The organism is Streptomyces sp. NPDC050564 (assembly GCF_044457265.1).
Taxonomy (GTDB): Bacteria; Actinomycetota; Actinomycetes; order Streptomycetales; family Streptomycetaceae; genus Streptomyces.
The window spans coordinates 54,641-71,701 of the sequence record NZ_JBITGS010000031.1 but is presented as its reverse complement, the minus strand read 5'-3'; the positions used below and the strand labels follow the sequence as shown (position 1 = coordinate 71,701).

The window sequence follows — 17,061 nt, the reverse complement described above, 5'->3', positions numbered from 1 at the left end:
CCCCGCATCGGAGTACGTCATGCCCTCCCATCTCTCTGCGGACCGCTCAGCCGCTCAGCCGCCCCAGCGCGGCTCGGTCGACGCGCTCATCTCGCAGACGCGGCGGCTGCGCGGTGAGGTGGACGCCGTACGGCGTGACGCTCCCGTCGACGGCGAGGACCCGCAGGGACGCTGGCAGCGCGCGCTGTGCAATCTGGCGATGCACCAACTCAACGATCTCGACGAGCACTTGGCCCAGCTGCGGGACGGACCGCCGCCCGTGCCCGTTCAACCCGCAGCCGTCCCCGCCGCCCGAGCCGTGCCGGCCGCATCCCGGCGCGGCTCGCTGCTGAGCCGGGTCGGCAGCGCCGAGTGGAACCTGCTGACGGACGAGGCCAGTTGGTCCGGTGAGCTCTATCAGATCCTGGGCCGCGACCCCGCCGCTCCCCCGCTCACGCTCGACGAACTGCCGTCGCTGGTAGTCGACGAGGACCGGCCGAAGCTGACGGCGATGGTCACGGACTGCCTGATCGACGCCAAGCCCATCGACGGCGAGTTCCGCGTGGTGCGCCCCGACGGCGGAGTGCGGACCGTGCACATGATGGGCGAGCCCGTGCTCGATGCCGATGGCAGCACCGCCTCGATGTGGGCCGTGTTGCGCGACGTCAGTGAACTGCGCCGCAGCCAGCGGACGGTGAGCGAGACCCGTGACTCGCTGCAGCGCGAGCGGCACATCGCGCAGACCGAGCACCGGCTCGCGGTCGAGCTGCAGGAGGCCGTGCTGCCGCCGTGGCGTGGTTCCCTGCGGTTCCCGCAGCGGGGCGCGCAGACCCTGGACCTGACCGCCCGCTATCTTCCCTCGTCGACCAGCGCGCTGGTCGGCGGCAACTGGTACGACGCTCTCGAACTGCCCGACGGCGACACCCTGTTGAGCGTCGGTGACCTCACCGGCCACGGAGTGGCCGTGGCCTCGGGCATGGCGATGCTCCTCGGCGCCCTGCGCGGCATGGCCGTGACAGGAACCCAGCCGGGCCAACTCCTGTCCTGGCTCAACCAGTTGCTCGACGCCTCCGTCCAACCTGCCCTCGGCGGCGCCGTCTGTTGCCGCTATCGGCCCCAGACCCACACCCTCAGCTGGGCGCAGGCAGGACACCCCGCCCCGCTGCTGTTCCGCAACGGGACGGGGCGCGCACTGGCAGCGCCCGACGGCGTGCTGCTCGGAGCGACATCGGGTGCCGTCTACGGGCAGGCCGAGGAGAGCCTCGAAGAGGGCGACCTGCTGCTCCTGCACACCGATGGGCTGGTGCCCCGGGAATGGCGGTCCCCTCGCTCGAGCGAAGCCGAGAGTGGGGGACGCACGGTGGCCGTCCAGAGGCTGCTCGACCTGGCCCCGCGCTTCGACGGAGCCCGCTCGGCCCAGGACTGTGTACGGATGGTTGTCGAGGAATTCGGCGAGACCGAGCGCGAGGACGATGCCTGCGTGCTCATCGCCCGGGTCGGCTCCTGACGACGCTGTCCATCGGGGTCATGCCATGACCCCGGTTCGGAGACCAACCCGTGTTACCGACACGGGCCCCCTTACGCCCGCGCGCTGTTGCCGCCTCTGGGCTTCAACGAGCCGTTGGGAAGGGCGAGTTTGATCTCCTCACGCAGGTCTTGGATCTTCGGATAGCTGGAGTACTGCCCGGTGAGCCGGTACATCTCGCGCAGCCGGTCCCAGGTGCGGTGGGAGGAGTTGGCCCCCATCGACGTCAGGGCCAGCCGTGCGTACCGATCGGCCTGTTCGGGGTCGTCGGCGATGAAGCAGGCCGACGCGAGGGAGATGTGGTCGAAGATCTTCGACCGGTCCCGGCCCGACTCGCGCAGCTTCAGTGCCTCCTTCGCATGGCGCTGCGCGGTGGCCGCCGCGGCCGGCTCGTGTTCGGCGAGGGTGCGATAGGCCAGAGCCTGCATGCCGTGCATGTCGGCCTCGTCGAACAACTGCATCCAGCTCGGCGGAGGTACGTCACCCCGGTCGGAGACGAACAGGTCCTCGGCCTGACCGAGCGTGCGCCGCATGGCCTGGCCCTTGCCCATGGATGCCTGTGCCCAGGCCTCGATGGTGTAGAGCATGGCCTTGGTGCGGGGCAGCACCTCGTCGCCGGAACCGGACTTGGCGAGCTTCATGAGGTCGAGTGCGTCGTCGGGCCGGCCCAGATGCACCATTTGGCGAGCCGCTCGGGAGAGCGCCTCCCCGGCGCGGGGCCGGTCACCGCCCTCTCGGGCCGCGTGGGCGGCGATGATGAAATACTTCTGGGCCGTGGGCTCCAGGCCGACGTCGTGCGACATCCAGCCCGCGAGGACGGCGAGGTTGGCGGCGACGCCCCACAGGCGCCGCTGCAGATGGTCGGGGTGTCGGTAGGAGAGCATGCCTCCCACTTCGTTGAGCTGACCCACCACAGCCTTGCGCTGCAGCCCGCCGCCGCGGGCCGCGTCCCAGGCCCGGAACACCTCGACCGAGCGCTCCAGTTCTTCGATCTCCTGCGACCCGATGGGGGCGGCCTCGTAGCGGTCGAACCCAGCGGGGTCGGCGTGCAGGGGATCGTCGAATTGGGGAGCGTCGGCCGTGAGGGCCGGATCGGTGTGGAGCCAGTCGTGCATGGCCGTACTGAGTGCGGATCCTGCGGCGAGCGCGGCACCCGCGCCCACCAAGCCGCGTCGGTTGAGCATGAGGTCCATTCCCGTGAATTCGGTGAGGACCGCGGCGGTTCGCTCGGGCGCCCACGGCACACCGTCGGGATGTTCCGCATTCCCGCCGCCCTGCCGTTTCCCCACACGCCCGTGCCGGACCAGACCGAGGTCCTCGATGGTCACGACACGGCCGAGACGCTCGGTGAACAGAGCCGCCAGCACCCTCGGCACCGGATCGCGCGGGATCTCTCCCATGTCGATCCAACGCCGCACCCGCGAGGTGTCGGTCGCCAGTTGGGGGTGGCCCATGGCCGCCGCCTGTCGGTTGACCATCCTCGCGAGTTCGCCCTTGGACCAGCCGGCGAGGCCGAACAGGTCCGACAGGCGGGTGTTGGGTTGTCCGTTCACTTCAAGCCCCCAGGTTCTCGGCTGAATTGACAGTAACCGCCTGTCAGTTGCTGAGCGACTATTCGCCAGGGTTCGCCAGGGTGCGCCAGATGGTCTGCCACTGGGCACCGGGTGTCAGGTAGGAACGCGCCACCCCGACCCGGTTGCCCCAAGGACATTCCCCAGGGTGCACCAGGGCGGCCGGGGCGGGTAGCGCGGCAACTTGCAGGCACACGAAGGGATCTGTATCGCCCATGTACGCAGCATCGTCCTCCGTGTCCGCTCCGCCCCGGTCGCTGCACCCCCGCCCGGGCGGCGGCGGCCCTTACCTCGACCCCGCGCGCCAGGCGGCGGCCCCTGTGCTCGGCGCCGGCAGGACACGGCGCGTTCCGGGGCTCGGCACCCAACCGCTCAGCGGGAGACTCGACTTGTCCGGCCCCCAGGGCGCGCAGCTGCGCACGGCGATCGCGTCGGTGCACCGGATCTGCCCGGAGTTCGCTCCGGTCCAGGTGCTGCGCCGCAGCGGACGGTCCGTGCTCCTCGTCGGTACGACGGGGCGCAGCACTGCCGTCGCCAAGTGTTTACTGGACCACTCCCCCATCTGGACCGAGCGGATCCGGCATGAAATAGCTGCCTACCGCTCGTTCGTGCGGCACCGGCCGCCGGTGCGGGTGCCCCGGCTGATCGCGGCGGATCCGGACAACTGCACGCTGGTGATCGAGCGGATGCCGGGCCGGGTGGCCGCTCTGCAGCGGCATCCGGCGGAGGCCCCACCCCGCGCGGACATCCGGGCGGCGCTGGGCGCGATCTGCCGGCTGAACGCGTGGCGGCCGCCCGCGGGGACGTTCGACGCCCCGCTGGACTACGCGGAGCGGATCTCCCGTTTCCATGAGCTGGGTCTGCTCACGGACCGGGACATGGGCGATCTGCAGAAACTGGTGCACGGCATCGCCCACTCGGCGGGCCGGCAGGGCATGGGCCAGTTCTGTCACGGCGACGCACTCCTGTCGAACATCCTTCTCTCACCGGCCGGTCCAGTGCTGGTGGACTGGGAGCACGCGGGCTGGTATCTGCCGGGGTACGACCTGGCGACGCTGTGGGCGGTGCTCGGGGATGCCCCCGTGGCCCGACGGCAGATCAGCCAGCTGGCGCAGTCGGCGGGGCCCGCGGCGCGCGACGCCTTCCTGGTGAACCTGATGCTCGTCCTCACCAGGGAGATCCGTACGTACGAGACGGCTCTGCAGCGTTCGATGCACGACACGACCCCGGCGGCACCGGGACCGGCCCACCCGGGTGCTGCGCCGTCCGGCGAGGAACAGCGGCTGCTGCTGAGGCGGCTGCACGACGACTGCCAGTTGGCCCGTCGGGCCGTTCGAGCGGCGGTCGGCACTCGCTGACGGGGACGGAGGTCCGCGGTTGCGCCAGGGACAGGGGCGCACCGCGGACCTTCGTCGTGTCCGGCGGCCCCAGCGTGCGAGCGTGTCCCAGGCGTCCCCCGTTCGGGTTATTGGTCCACTCCACTGACGCCCCGCAGGCCGGGTGACCGCCGCCACGAAAACCCTTTCACCCACCATTGACGTGGGAAATCGCCTGTCTCTGGGCATGATTGACGGATCGTCGGAAAGCGGGTACCACTGACGCACGATCGGCCCCCGCACGCCCCATCGCGCTCGACCGTCCCAGGAGACTGCATTGCGAGCATCCGCCACCGACCCCAACGCCACCGCCGGCCACAGACGCGCGCGCAGGACGGCGGGAGCCATCGCCTCCGCGGCACTGCTCCTGCCGTTGCTCGGCGCGGCCCCGTCCAGCACCGCCGCGCAGGCCCCCTCCGCGCAGTTGCAGCGGGCCTTCGCCGACGCGGCAGCCGAGTACCACGTGCCGCAGAGCGTCCTTCTCGCCGTCTCCTATCTGCAGTCCCGCTGGGACGCGCACGCCGGTGCCCCGAGCGTCAGCGGCGGCTATGGCCCGATGCACCTCACCGACGCCCGTACGGCGATCGCCGAGGCACCGCATCACAGCGAAGGCACGGAGGACGCCCGCGGCGACAGCTCACGTGCGGCGCTCCTTCCCGACGCGAAGGTTCCGGAGAACTCCGAACTCCCATCCCGGCTCAAGACATTGACGAAGGCGGCCGAACTCACCGGCCTCTCGGCGGAGCAGCTGCGTACGGACGCCGCGGCGAACGTCGAAGGCGGCGCCGCGCTCCTCGCCGCCGCGCAGCAGGACCTCGGCGAGCCGCTGAGCGACGACGCGGCCGACTGGTACGGGGCCGTAGCGCGCTTCTCGGGCGCGGACGACAGTGCGACGGCGGCGACGTACGCCGATGACGTGTACGACGTGATCCACGAGGGCGAGGAACGCCTCACCGACGCCGGACAGCAGGTGGCACTCGCCGCCCAGCCCGAGGTGAGCCCGGACACGGCACAGCTCCGGCGGGCGGGACTGCGTGCGGCCTCGGCCGCCGGCACCGAGTGTCCGGACAGCGTGGCCTGCGAGTGGGTTCCGGCTCCGTACGAGGAGTTCGGCGAGGGCGACTACGGGAACCACGACCTCGGCGACCGGCCCGCCTCGCAGAGCATCAAGTACATCGTCATCCATGACACGGAGGGCACCTGGGACGGCGTCCTGAAACTGGTCCAGGATCCGACCTATGTGTCGTGGAACTACACCCTGCGGTCGACCGACGGTCACATCGCCCAGCATGTGAAGGCCAAGGACGTCGCCTGGCACGCGGGCAACTGGTACATCAACGCCAAGTCGATCGGCCTGGAGCACGAGGGCTTCCTCGCCTCGCCGGATGCCTGGTATACGGAGGAGATGTACCAGGCCTCGGCGCGGCTGGTGAAGTACCTCTCCAAGAAGTACGCCATTCCGCTGGACCGGCAGCACATCATCGGACACGACAACGTGCCCGGCCCGACGACGTCGACCATCCCCGGCATGCACACGGACCCGGGCCCGTACTGGGACTGGCAGCACTACTTCACGCTGCTGGGGCACCCCTTCCACGGCGCCACGAAGCAGGGCGGCGGGCTGGTGACCGTGCTGCCCGACTTCTACAAGAACCAGCCGGTGTACACGGGCTGTGTCACCAAGGACGAGCCCTGCGCGGCACACGGCTCCAGCGAGGTGCGGCTCTACTCCCAGCCGGACGAGACCTCACCCCTCATCAAGGACATCGGTCTGCACCCCAAGGGCGACGCCTCGACGATCGACGTGAACGACGTCGCCTCGCGTGTCTCCACGGGGCAGCAGTACGCGGTCGCCGGCCGCGACGGCGACTGGACGGCGATCTGGTACCTGGGGCAGAAGGCCTGGTTCAAGAACCCGAAGAAGCAGCCGACGGCGGTGAACGCGTCGGGCTCGGTCATCACGCCCAAGGACGGTCTCCAGGAGATCCCGGTCTACGGTCGCGCCTACCCGGAGAAGGAGGCCTACCCGACGGGGGTGCCCGTCCAGTCGGTCTCGCCCCTGCCCTACCAACTCCTCGCGGGCCAGGAGTACGCGGTCGGCGACAAGGTACCGGGCGAGTACTTCTACGCGCCGACCTTCGACACGGCACCCCACAAGGTCGTGATCGGCACGGACATGTACTACGAGATCCAGTTCGGGCACCGGGTGGCGTTCGTGCGGGCCGCGGACGTGAAGGTGATGCCGTCGCACTCGTAAGGGCGGACCCGATCCGCGTACGTCGGGCCCGGGTTCAGGAGGCCTTCGGCTCCTGAACCCGGGCCCGACGTCACGAAAGGCGCCACCGTCAAGCAACTGCGGCAGCAGGAGGGTGGCGACATCATCGTGCTCGCCGGCGCCGACATCATCCGGCAACTGCTCGAGGCCGGGAACTGGACCGCCTCGGCATCACCTGGTGCCCGGAGCTCGTCGGCGGCGGCGAACGCCTGTTCACCGACGGCTCGACCGCGTCCTCATCCTGGTCGCCGACCTCCACGAGCGTCACGGACACGGGCGCTGTCTGCCTCCTGTACGACCGGAGCCGCACCGGCCGGTGACGTGCGGCGCCGGCCGGCACTCCGGACGCCCGTCACACAGACGAAGGACGGCTGGCTCAACCCTGCTGGAAGAGCTCCGCGGGCAGGGGCTTCAGCAGCGTGTAGAGGTCGTCGGTGATGGGGCGGTCCCAGGCGGCGATGGTCACCAGGACATTGTCGCTGCGGTCGAACTGCACGCACGAGATACGGGTCTCGGAGAGCTTGAGACGGCGCACGATCAGGAGGTTGTCGCCCTGCATCACCGGCATGTCCTCGGTCCCGGTGACGGTGACCTCCTCGTCGTTCTCCAGCGCGAGCAGCAGCTGGGCCACCTCGAAGGGGACCTCGCCCTCGGCGACGTCACGGGCCGGGGAGCCCTCCGGCAGATTGCCGATGATCATCGCGGGGCCGCGGCCGCCGAACAGGTCATAACGCAGGAAGACGCCCTGGCAGCTGCCGTCGGGGGCGGGCAGCAGGCCCGCGCCGAGATTGCCCGGCCAGTCGCCCGGATCCATGGCCAGAACATCGAAGTCGGGCCCGGCGGGCGTGGCGCTGCGGCGGCGGAGGAAGGACATGCCGCAATGGTACGTGCACGGACGCGAACCGGGCCCCAGGGGCGCCCCGTCCGAGCGCTCGGGGAGACGGTGCACCCCCGTGTCGGGACAGCCGGACCCCGGCTATTGCGCCACTTGTCCGCCCAGTGCGGAGTCGAGTCCCGTGCGGTCCGTGCCCACCTTCCGGTACACAGCCGACAGCAGGCGCACGACGGTCGGCTCGTCGGTGTGGAGTTCGTCGGCGATCTCGGCCGTGCCGCGGCCCCGGACGGTGAGGCCGGCGGCGGCGCGCTCGCGGGCCGTCAGTGTGTCCGTCTCGGTGCTGTGCAGCCGACGCGGCCGCAGTCCGGCGGCGGCCAGCTCGTCGCGGGCTTCTTCGACGAGCCCGTCGGCCGCGCACTGGACGGCCGCGTCGAGCCCCCGGTAGAGGTGTTCGGCGGCTTCCTTCGGGCGTCCGACGCGGCGCAGTTCGGTGCCGAGCGCGACCAGGGCGCAGGCGAGCTCGTACGCGGCCGGGGAGCGTTCCAGATGCCCGACGGACTCTTCGAGGAACTTGACGCGGGCCGAGCCGGAGGAGACATCGGCGGCGGCGCGCAGTGCCTGGCCGATCGCGGAGGGCGTGCCGTACTGGCGGGCGCGGTTCACCGCTTCGAGTGCCGTGGTGACGGCGCGCTCCGGGGCGTCGTGGCTCTCGGCACGGGCGAGGTGGAGCTGCCACGGGCACCAGGCGGGGTTGCGCATGCCGCGCGGGTCGAGGCGGCGCCCGGCCGCGGCCAGCTCGGCGGCGGCGTCCTTGGTGAGACCGCGGGCGAGCAGCAGCTCGCCGTGCACGGTCTGGACGTCGGGGAAGGTCACGGCGGCCGGGAAGGGTGCCCCGAACGCGTAGTCCTCGCCGGTCTGCGCGGCCTCGGTGATCCGGCCGCGGGCGAGCAGGATCTCGATGAGGATGCCGACGGCGTACCAGTGCACGGGGGTGCCTGGTCCCACGCGCTCGGCGAGCCGCAGGCCCGCCCGGACGAAGTCCTCGGCCTCGGCGAGGCGGCCGCGGCGGTAGCGCAGGTACCCGAGCAGCGTGTACCCGAAGGAGAGGTGCGCGCCGTGCCAGCCCTGCGCCTCGAAGTCGGCGATTCCGGTGGCGAACAGCTCCTCCGTGCGCCCCGGCCGGTCCGCGTACATGAACGTGAGCGCGACCAGGACGGGCACTTCGAAGCCTCGGTCGGCCTCGGCCCAGCCGAAGCCTCCGGCGAGGGCGCGTTCGGCGTGGTGGAGAGCGATGTGGGCGGGTTCGCCGCGCAGGGTGGCGTCCCAGGCGCGCAGACCGATGACGTAGCGCTCGGTGAGTTCGCGGCCGGTGAGCCGGTCGGCGAGGCGGGCCAGCCGGCGGGAGCGGGCGGGCGAGTCGGGTTCGTCGGCGCGGAACGCGTCCCACATGAACTGCTCGGACTGCATGCGCAGCCGTACCCGGGCGTCGCCGGTCACGCGGATCTCGCGGGCGAGCGTCTCCGAGGCCTCGGCGAGGCGGTCGCTGTGGGCGAGGACCTGGGAGAGGCGGTAGACGATGTGGTGGCGCAGTTCCGGCGCGGCGATGGGTTCTTCGAGGGCGGCGCGCAGATGGTTGACCGTGGTCGCCGGTTCGGTGAGCAGGGAGGCGCAGCCCAGTTCGTACAGGACTGCGGCCCGCTCCTCGAAGGGCGGCGGTTCACGCAGGGCGCGGGCGAGATAGCGGCGGGCGGCGTCGGGTGCTCCGGCGCGGAGTGTCTCGCGGGCGGCGGCGCGCAACTGCTGGACGATCCAGGGGTCGCCGTCGGGGTGCGTCTCCAGGAGGTGGCGTGCGGCAGCGGACGGGCCGAGGCCTTCGTCGACGACACACCAGGCGGCCTGGCCGTGCAGCGCGACGCGGACGCCGCCGGGGATGGCGCGGTAGACCGCGGTGGCGATGAGGGGGTGGACGAACTCCAGGATGTCGGCGCCGGTGAGGATACGGGCGCCGCGCAGGGCGTCAGCCGCGTCGGCGGCCTCCTCGGAGCCGAGGCCCGCGACGGCGGCGGCGAGCGTCGGATGGATCTCGGTGCCGAGCACCGCGCAGGCCCAGGCGAAGCGGACGGTCGACGGGCCGAGGCGTTCGAGACGGGCGATCAGCCCGCTGCCCTTGACGGCGGCCGCCAGGTCGCGCAGCAGGTGCGCTCCGGCCTCCGTCGGGATCAGTCCGCGGTCGCGTACCTTCGCGGTCAGCTCGACGGCCTCGAAGGGATTGCCCGCGGTGACCGCCCAGCACTCACGGCAGAACGCGTCGTCGGCCTGGGTGCCGAGATCCTCCCGTACGAGACGGGCGACGGCCGCCGCGCTGAGCGGTTCGAGGTCGATGGGGCGCTGGCCCGCGCGACCGGGCAGACCCCTGAACGTCTCGGCATGGTCGGGGAGTTCGTCGGGCCGGTAGGCGACGACGAGCAGCAGCGGGAGTTCCTCGGCGCGCGGCGCGAACGCGGCGAGCCAGCTGAGCGACTCCGGGTCGGCCCAGTGCGCGTCGTCGAGGACGAGCACCATCGGGGCGCGCTGCACCGCGAGATGCGTGAGCACCCAGTCGAGGCCGTCGCGCAGTCCCTGCTGGTCGGGCGGGGCGCCCTCGGACGGCGCGCACAGGCCGAGCGCGGGGCCGACGATGGCGTACCAACTCCCGAGCTGGGACCTGAGTTCGGGCTCCGGGGATCCGGCGAGCTGCGGCTGCAGGAGCTGGCGGGCGACGTGGAAGGCGACGCGCTGCTCCTGGTCGCCACCGCGCGCGGACAGCACGGTGCAGCCCTTGGCCGCGGCGCGGCGGCGCACTTCGGCGAGGAGGGTGGTCTTGCCGATTCCGGCACGGCCGGCGAAGGCGAGAAGCGCGCCGCGGGGGCGCTCGGGTGGCTCGCCACCGTCCCTGTTCAGTCCGGTGAGCTCGCTCAACGCGTCCTCGGCAGCGGCGAGTTCACTCTCGCGCTCGAAGAGCGTCCGTCGACTCCGTAGGCTGCGCTGGCCCATGATGCACCCCCTGCCACGGTGGTGCAGCCGGCGCGGGGAGCAGGTGCGTACCGTGACCTACAGGCACCTCAGCGTACGCCCGGAGCGGGTCGACGGTGCCCACTCGACCACTTCTGACCGGAACAGTCGGACAACGACTTGCGGACTATGCGGACTTCTTGTGCCGCTCGTGGTGACGGGCGACCCTGGCGCGGTTTCCGCACGACGGTGTGCACCACTCCTGGCGCGGGTGCTCCTTGATGAAGTACCGCACGCAGCGCGGCGCGTGACAGGCGCGCAGACGTCGCCGGTCGGGACTCGCGAGAAAGGCCGTCGCGGCGCGGGCGAGGACGGCCGTGAGCGGAATGTCCCCGCTCGGGGCCTCCTCGCGTACGACAGGGTCGGCGCCCTCGTCCCATACGAGCACGGGAACGGTCGCGGCGAGCCCGGCCGCCGCGTTGAGTCGTTCCACGGCCTGGGGCACGGGAAGCAGCCGGGCGGCGTCGGCCGGGCTCGGCTCACCCGGGCGTACGGCGCGGGCGAAGAGGGCACGGACGGCGGCGCGGAGGTCACGGACGGCGGTGAGCGTGGCCGGATCGGCGACGAAGCGGCCGGCTCCGGGCAGCGTGTCGCGGTGCGCGTGGACCCAGGCGGTCAGCCCCGTGGGGTCGGCTAGATCGTCGGCGACACCGCCGTGTCCGTCGTGCCGGATGGTCAGGGCGAGGTCCAGGGCGAGCCGGGCATCCCCGCCGATCGAGTCCTCCATGACGCTAATGATAGATTCATCGATTTCCATTAGCCCAGGAGGAGGTCGCTCACTCCTCGGCGACCGCCGGCGGCACCACCGCGACCGGGCTCGCCGCATGCAGGAGGACGGCCTGGGTGACCGAGCCGATCATGCGGGCGGGCGCGAGGAGGCGGCGACGGTGCCGGCCCACGACCAGGAGTTCGGCGTCTTTCGAGGCCGCGACGAGGTGGCCGGCCGCGTCTCCCGGCGGAACGTGGAGATCGACCTGGAGATCGGGGTGTCGTGCGCGATGCGGGGCGACGAAACCGTCGGCCAGAGTCCGGGTCTCGCCCTCCACCGCACTCTGGTCGAGGGTGGCGGGGGCGAAGTCACCGGGCACGGCCCACGTCGGGTCCGGCCAGGTGTACGCGGCGACCACCTGGAGGCGGGCGGCGCGCAGGGCGGCCTCCTCGAAAGCGAAGGCGAGCGTGGCCTCGTCGGGGCTGTCCACGTGAAGACCTGCGACGACACGCGGCCCCGGTGCGACGGGGGGTGCGTCGGGCACCTCGCGTCCGGGGCGCGGTACCACGACCACCGGGCAGTCGGCGTCCCGCGCCGCGGCCATCCCGCTGGAGCCGAGCAGCAGGCCGACGAAGCCGCCGCGGCCCCGGGAGCCGAGCACCAACAGCTGGGCCGCGGAGCCGAGTTCGGGCAGTACGGCGCCCGGGGCTCCCTCAAGAGCGACATACTCCGTCGCCGGCAGGTCGGACCGGCCCGCCAGGTGGGTGCGCACCTGCTCGAGTACATGATCGTCGGCCGGATCCGGTGGTCCGGCGACCAGAACGTCCGGCTGCCCCCAGGGCGCGTACTGCCGCACATGGACCACACGCAGCGGCGCCCGGCGCATCCGGGCAGCCGTGAGGGCCCAGCCCAGGGCGCGCAGGCCGTCGTCCGATCCGTCGACCGCCGCGATGACCGGCAGGGTGCTCATGGAATCCTCGCCTTCGGCACGCCATTGATCTTCCTCGGGCCAGCCTGACTCAAGGACAGCCACATGACGGGCCGATAGGGCGTGTGTCCGGAAATCCGGAGGATCTCCTCGCCGGTGCGGGCGGTGGGGCAGAGGGCGCGGTCGGTCCGCACGGCGGCCGGACGTCGCGGTCACAAGGCCGCGCGACCTACCGCCGCCGGGCAGGGCTGCCGCGGCACAGCGCGAGGACACCGCCCCTCCCCCGTACGCGGGAGGCGGGGCGGTCCGACCGCTGTCGGCTCAGGTCAGATCGAACTCGCCCTCGCGGGCCCCCGATACGAACGCGCCCCACTCCGCGGGTGTGAAGATCAGGGAAGGGCTCTGGGGCCGGCCACTGTTGCGCATCGCGATGAAGCCCTCGACAAAGGCGATCTGGACGTCTCCCCGCCCTCGGCTGCTGGACTGCCATTCGGCGTTGCTGAGGTCCAGCTCCGGCTTGTCCCAGCCCGCGAGCGGGTGCTGCTCGATGGTGCTTTCGGCCACGTCCGTGCTCCTCCCGGTTCGTCGTCCGCGGTCAGCCTAGCGATCGGTTCGGGCGGCGGACAGGCCACGTGAGGAGGACGGTTTCAGAAGGCGGGCGGCGCGGACCCGACCAGCCACATGGAGAAGAACTGGGATCCGCCGCCATAGGCGTGTCCCAGCACCCTGCGAGCGCCGTCCACCTGGTGTTCTCCGGCCTGCCCACGCACCTGAAGTGCCGCTTCGGCGAAGCGGATCATGCCCGAGGCGCCGATCGGATTGGTGGAGAGGACCCCGCCCGACATGTTGACGGGCAGGTCTCCGTCCAGTTCCGTCACCCCGGACTCGGTGAGCTTCCAGCCCTCGCCCTCCTCGGCGAAACCGAGGTTCTCCAGCCACATCGGCTCGTACCAGGAGAACGGCACGTACATCTCGACGGCGTCGATGTCACGGCGCGGGTCCGCGATGCCGGCCTGCCGGTACACGTCGGCCGCGCAGTCCTTGCCCGCCTGCGGCGAGACGAAGTCCTTGCCCGCGAAGAGGGTGGGTTCACTGCGCATCGCGCCGCCGTGCAGCCAAGCGGGCGGCCGCGGCGAACGGGCCGCCCCCGCACGGTCGGTGAGGATCATCGCGCAGGCCCCGTCCGAGGACGGGCAGGTCTCCGAATAGCGGATCGGGTCCCACAGCATGGGCGAGGCCTGGACCTTCTCCAGCGTGATGTCGTGCTCGTGGAGATGCGCGTAGGGGTTCTTCAGCGCGTTGCGGCGGTCCTTGTACGCGACGAGCGAGCCGACCGTGTCGGGTGCGCCGGTGCGCCGCATGTACGCGCGCACGTGCGGCGCGAAGAAGCCGCCGGCCCCGGCCAGCAGCGGCTGCTGGAAGGGGATCGGCAGCGACAGGCCCCACATGGCGTTCGACTCGGACTGCTTCTCATAGGCCAGGGTCAGGACGGTGCCGTGGACGCGTCCCGCGATGAGGTTCGTGGCGACCAGCGCGGTCGATCCTCCGACGGAGCCCGCCGTGTGCACCCGCAGCATCGGCTTGCCGACCGCGCCGAGCGCGTCCGCGAGATACAGCTCGGGCATCATGACGCCCTCGAAGAAGTCGGGCGCCTTACCGATCACGACGGCATCGATGTCGGCCCAGGTCAACTCTGCGTCGTCCAATGCGCGTTGGGCCGCCTCGCGGACCAGTCCCGCGATGGACACGTCCCGGCGGGCCGCCACGTGCTTGGTCTGGCCGATGCCAACGACGGCCACGGGCTCCTTGCTCATCGGGCATCCCCTTCGAGTACGGCGACCAGGTTCTGTTGGAGGCAGGGGCCTGAAGTGGCGTGCGCGAGCGCCCGGTCCGATTCGCCCCGGTGGATGCGCGCGGCGGCCTCACCGAGGCGGATCAGCCCGGCCGCCATCACCGGGTTGGCGGCGAGCGCACCCCCGGAGGGGTTGACCGTGACACTCTCCTCGAGCCGCAGCGCCTTGCGCAGGACCACCTCCTGGGAGGTGAAGGGCGCATGCAACTCGGCGGTGTCGACGGGGCGTTCGAAGACTCCCGCCTTCTCCGCGGCCAGGCGCGTGGACGGCGAGTCGGTCAGATCGCGGACGCCGAGGCCGTGCGCCTCGATGCGGTGGTCGATGCCCCGGATCCAGGCGGGCCGTTCGCACAGCTCGCGGGCCCGCTCACCCGCCGCGAGGATCACGGCGGCGGCACCGTCGCCGATGGGCGGGCAGTCACCGGTACGCAGGGGACGTACCAGGTAATCGCCTTGAGCCACCGAACCACGCAGCTGCGCGTGGGAGTTGGTGGCCGCCGAGGCACGACTGCGGGCCGCGACGGAGGCAAGAGCGGGCTCGTCGGTCTCGCCCGCGTCGAGGAGCGCCTGGGCCTGAAGCGCCGCGAGCGCGACGGAATCCGGCCACAGCGGTGCCACGTAGTACGGGTCGAGCTGCCGGGTCAGAACGTCCCGCACGGAACCGGGCGAGGACTTGCCGTACGCGTACACGAGCGCGGTGTCGATCTCCCCGGTGAGCAGCTTCGTCCAGGCCTCGTACAGTGCCCATGCGCCGTCCATCTCCACGTGCGACTCGGAGATCGGCGGCCAGGCGCCCACCCCGTCGAGCGCCATCGTGAAGGAGAAGGCGCGGCCCGCGAGATAGTCCGTGGAACCGGAGCAGGTGAAGCCGATGTCGCTGGTCTTCAGACCCGTCTGGTCGAGGACGTCGTGCAGGACCGGGATGAGCATCTCCACCTCGGAGAGCTCGTCGCTGGTGCGCCGGTGGTCGGTCTGCGCGAAGGCGACGACGGCGATGTCCCTGATGGGCGGCATCTACAACAGCTCCTTGTACGTCTCGTAGTCCGCGTCGGGTTCGCCGGTGGGCCGGTAGTGATCCGGGTAGCGGCCGCCTTGCGTCCACACCGGCTCCACGCGCAGGCCCATGCGCACCTCGTCGTAGGAAATGCCGCCGATCCGGCCGTGCAGCGCGAGGTCGGCGCCGTCGAGGGCGATGTGCGCGTAGACGTACGGCACTTCGATGTCGAGGTTCTTCGCCTTGATGTTGACGATGCAGTACGTGGTGACCGTGCCGCGCGGCCCCACCTCGACCTGTTCCGATGTGGCGACACCGCAGGTGGGGCAGGCACCCCTCGGCGGGACGTACACCTTGCGGCAGGACGGGCAGCGCTCACCGACGGTGCGCTGATCGGAGAGGGCCTTGATGTAGCCGGTCTGGGCGCGACCGGGCGAGTAGACGTAGTCGAGGCGGGCGGGGGCCACGATGCCGGTCACCATGTCCTCGAACCGGCCGCTGTGGCCCGTGAGTTCCGCGATGCCCCCGTACGGTTCGAAGCAGGCGATGTCCGTGATGGCACCGGAGCGCTCCGCGGCCCAGCGGATGCGGACGCGCATACCCGTGCGTACGGCGTCGGGGCCAGGAGCGTCGAGGGCGTGCAGGAGGGCGGTGTCAGCACCGTCGAGTTTCACCAGAGCCCAAGCAAAGGGGGTGTCGAGGGGCTGACCCCGGCGGGGTTCGTGGTTCCAGGCCCAGGTGGTGACCGTGCCGGTGGGCGCCACCTCGACCAGGTCGCGTATCTCCTCGGCGGTGACCGGGTCGTACTCGACGGGCGGGACCAGGGTGCGGCCGTCCATGGTCTTCACTCCGAGGACGACGCGCTCGCGCAGGCCGGTGAGGAAGGCGCTCTGGACGGGGCCGAGCGAGCGAGTGAAGGGGAATTCGACGACGAGCGGTGCTTTGAGGACTTCGGGCATCCCGGGTGTCTCCTTCGGAGGGTCGGACACGCCCGTCCCCTAAGAGCTGGGGCGCGCCCGGGCGCGGGCTTCGGATCAGGCGCGCCGGTAGACGGGCGGGCGCTTCTCGGCGAAGGCTCGGGAGCCCTCCTTGGCGTCGGCGGTGTCGAAGATCGGCCAACCGCGCTTGAGTTCGGCGGCGAGCCCGTCGGTCTCGGTCATCTCGGCGGTCTCGTACACCGAGGCCTTCACAGCCTCGACGGCCAGCGGGCCGCAGGCGTTGATCTGCTCGGCGAGGGCGAGGGCCTTGTCCAGCGCTGTGCCGTCGGGGACGACATGGCCGATCAGACCGATGTCGGCGGCCTCCCGGGCCGTGTACGGGCGTCCCGTGAGCAGCATTTCGAGGGCGTGGGTGCGCGGGATCTGGCGTTGCAGCCGGACCGTCGAACCGCCGATCGGGAACAGACCGCGCTTGACCTCGAAGAGCCCGAAGGTCGCAGACTCACCGGCGACCCGGATGTCGGTGCCCTGGAGGATCTCCGTGCCGCCCGCGACACAGTGCCCTTCGACGGCGGCGATCACCGGCTTGCGGGGCCGGTGGTGGCGCAGCATCGCCTTCCAGTGCAGATCGGGGTCGGCCTTGAGCCGGCCCCGGTACTGCTCGCCCTCCATCCCGTTTCCGGCCAGCGCCTTGAGATCCATTCCGGCGCAGAAGGCACCGCCCGCTCCGGTGAGCACGATCGAGCGGATCGCGTCGTCCTCGTCGGCCTCGACCCAGCCGTCGTACAGGCCGACCAGCATCGGCAGCGAGAGCGCGTTCTTGGCCCCGGGCCTGTTGAGCGTGAGTACCAGTGTCGCGCCTTCGCGCTGCACGGTGAGGTGTTCCGTCCCACCCATTGCCGTCCTCCCGTCTCAGGAACGAGAACAGGTTGCAGGAGGGGCGGAGCCAGTACAAGGGTTTCCTGACAGACAGTCAGATTTCTTCTGCCGGGACCCTTCACAGTTGGATGCGGCTTTGCTCTGATGAC

The 17,061-nt window shown here is 71.3% G+C and carries 13 protein-coding genes; 3 read left to right on the top strand and 10 right to left on the bottom strand.

The window, feature by feature from the left end; translation table 11 throughout:
• The first annotated feature begins 19 nt into the window (after positions 1-19).
• Complete coding sequence (locus ACIBK0_RS37865) at positions 20-1,486, top strand: PP2C family protein-serine/threonine phosphatase (RefSeq protein WP_399090177.1); 1,467 nt, start codon at positions 20-22, stop codon at positions 1,484-1,486.
• A gap of 71 nt (positions 1,487-1,557) precedes the next feature.
• Here the strand turns inward: ACIBK0_RS37865 and ACIBK0_RS37860 are convergent, their stop codons facing one another.
• The gene (locus ACIBK0_RS37860; protein ID WP_399090174.1) at positions 1,558-3,057 is read right to left on the bottom strand and encodes a hypothetical protein; all 1,500 of its coding nucleotides are present in this window, start codon (positions 3,055-3,057) and stop codon (positions 1,558-1,560) included.
• 233 nt (positions 3,058-3,290) lie between these two features.
• On the opposite strand from ACIBK0_RS37860, the gene ACIBK0_RS37855 reads away from it, so the two are divergent.
• Together ACIBK0_RS37855 and ACIBK0_RS37850 are read left to right on the top strand one after the other, a co-directional pair.
• Positions 3,291-4,433, top strand: coding sequence for an aminoglycoside phosphotransferase family protein (locus tag ACIBK0_RS37855; protein ID WP_399090171.1), 1,143 nt, complete (start codon positions 3,291-3,293; stop codon positions 4,431-4,433).
• Positions 4,434-4,728: 295 nt separating this feature from the next.
• Entirely contained in the window at positions 4,729-6,708 is a 1,980-nt protein-coding gene (locus ACIBK0_RS37850) for an N-acetylmuramoyl-L-alanine amidase (RefSeq protein ID WP_399090168.1), read from the top strand.
• Between the two features lie 394 nt (positions 6,709-7,102).
• Here the strand turns inward: ACIBK0_RS37850 and ACIBK0_RS37845 are convergent, their stop codons facing one another.
• From ACIBK0_RS37845 to ACIBK0_RS37805, 9 genes are all read right to left on the bottom strand, one after another.
• On the bottom strand, positions 7,103-7,600 hold the full coding sequence (locus ACIBK0_RS37845) for a hypothetical protein (RefSeq protein ID WP_399090165.1): 498 nt from the start codon (positions 7,598-7,600) through the stop codon (positions 7,103-7,105).
• Between the two features lie 102 nt (positions 7,601-7,702).
• Positions 7,703-10,594 carry an ATP-binding protein gene (locus ACIBK0_RS37840; protein ID WP_399090162.1) on the bottom strand — a complete coding sequence of 964 codons (2,892 nt, stop codon included), beginning with the start codon at positions 10,592-10,594 and terminating at the stop codon, positions 7,703-7,705.
• A 145-nt stretch (positions 10,595-10,739) separates the two neighbouring features.
• Positions 10,740-11,339: a CGNR zinc finger domain-containing protein gene (locus ACIBK0_RS37835; RefSeq protein ID WP_399090160.1), complete on the bottom strand. Its 600-nt coding sequence runs from the start codon at positions 11,337-11,339 to the stop codon at positions 10,740-10,742.
• A 49-nt stretch (positions 11,340-11,388) separates the two neighbouring features.
• Positions 11,389-12,291 carry a universal stress protein gene (locus tag ACIBK0_RS37830; protein WP_399090157.1) on the bottom strand — a complete coding sequence of 301 codons (903 nt, stop codon included), beginning with the start codon at positions 12,289-12,291 and terminating at the stop codon, positions 11,389-11,391.
• Positions 12,292-12,570: 279 nt separating this feature from the next.
• Entirely contained in the window at positions 12,571-12,813 is a 243-nt protein-coding gene (locus ACIBK0_RS37825) for a DUF397 domain-containing protein (RefSeq protein ID WP_028799506.1), read from the bottom strand.
• A gap of 83 nt (positions 12,814-12,896) precedes the next feature.
• Positions 12,897-14,063, bottom strand: coding sequence for a thiolase domain-containing protein (locus ACIBK0_RS37820; RefSeq protein WP_399090153.1), 1,167 nt, complete (start codon positions 14,061-14,063; stop codon positions 12,897-12,899).
• Positions 14,060-15,115, bottom strand: coding sequence for a thiolase domain-containing protein (locus ACIBK0_RS37815; protein ID WP_399090150.1), 1,056 nt, complete (start codon positions 15,113-15,115; stop codon positions 14,060-14,062). Before ACIBK0_RS37815 ends, ACIBK0_RS37820 begins: the two co-directional genes overlap by 4 nt.
• Positions 15,116-16,054: a Zn-ribbon domain-containing OB-fold protein gene (locus ACIBK0_RS37810; RefSeq protein ID WP_399090147.1), complete on the bottom strand. Its 939-nt coding sequence runs from the start codon at positions 16,052-16,054 to the stop codon at positions 15,116-15,118.
• A gap of 75 nt (positions 16,055-16,129) precedes the next feature.
• Positions 16,130-16,930: a crotonase/enoyl-CoA hydratase family protein gene (locus tag ACIBK0_RS37805; RefSeq protein WP_399090144.1), complete on the bottom strand. Its 801-nt coding sequence runs from the start codon at positions 16,928-16,930 to the stop codon at positions 16,130-16,132.
• Between the last annotated feature and the right edge of the window lie 131 nt (positions 16,931-17,061).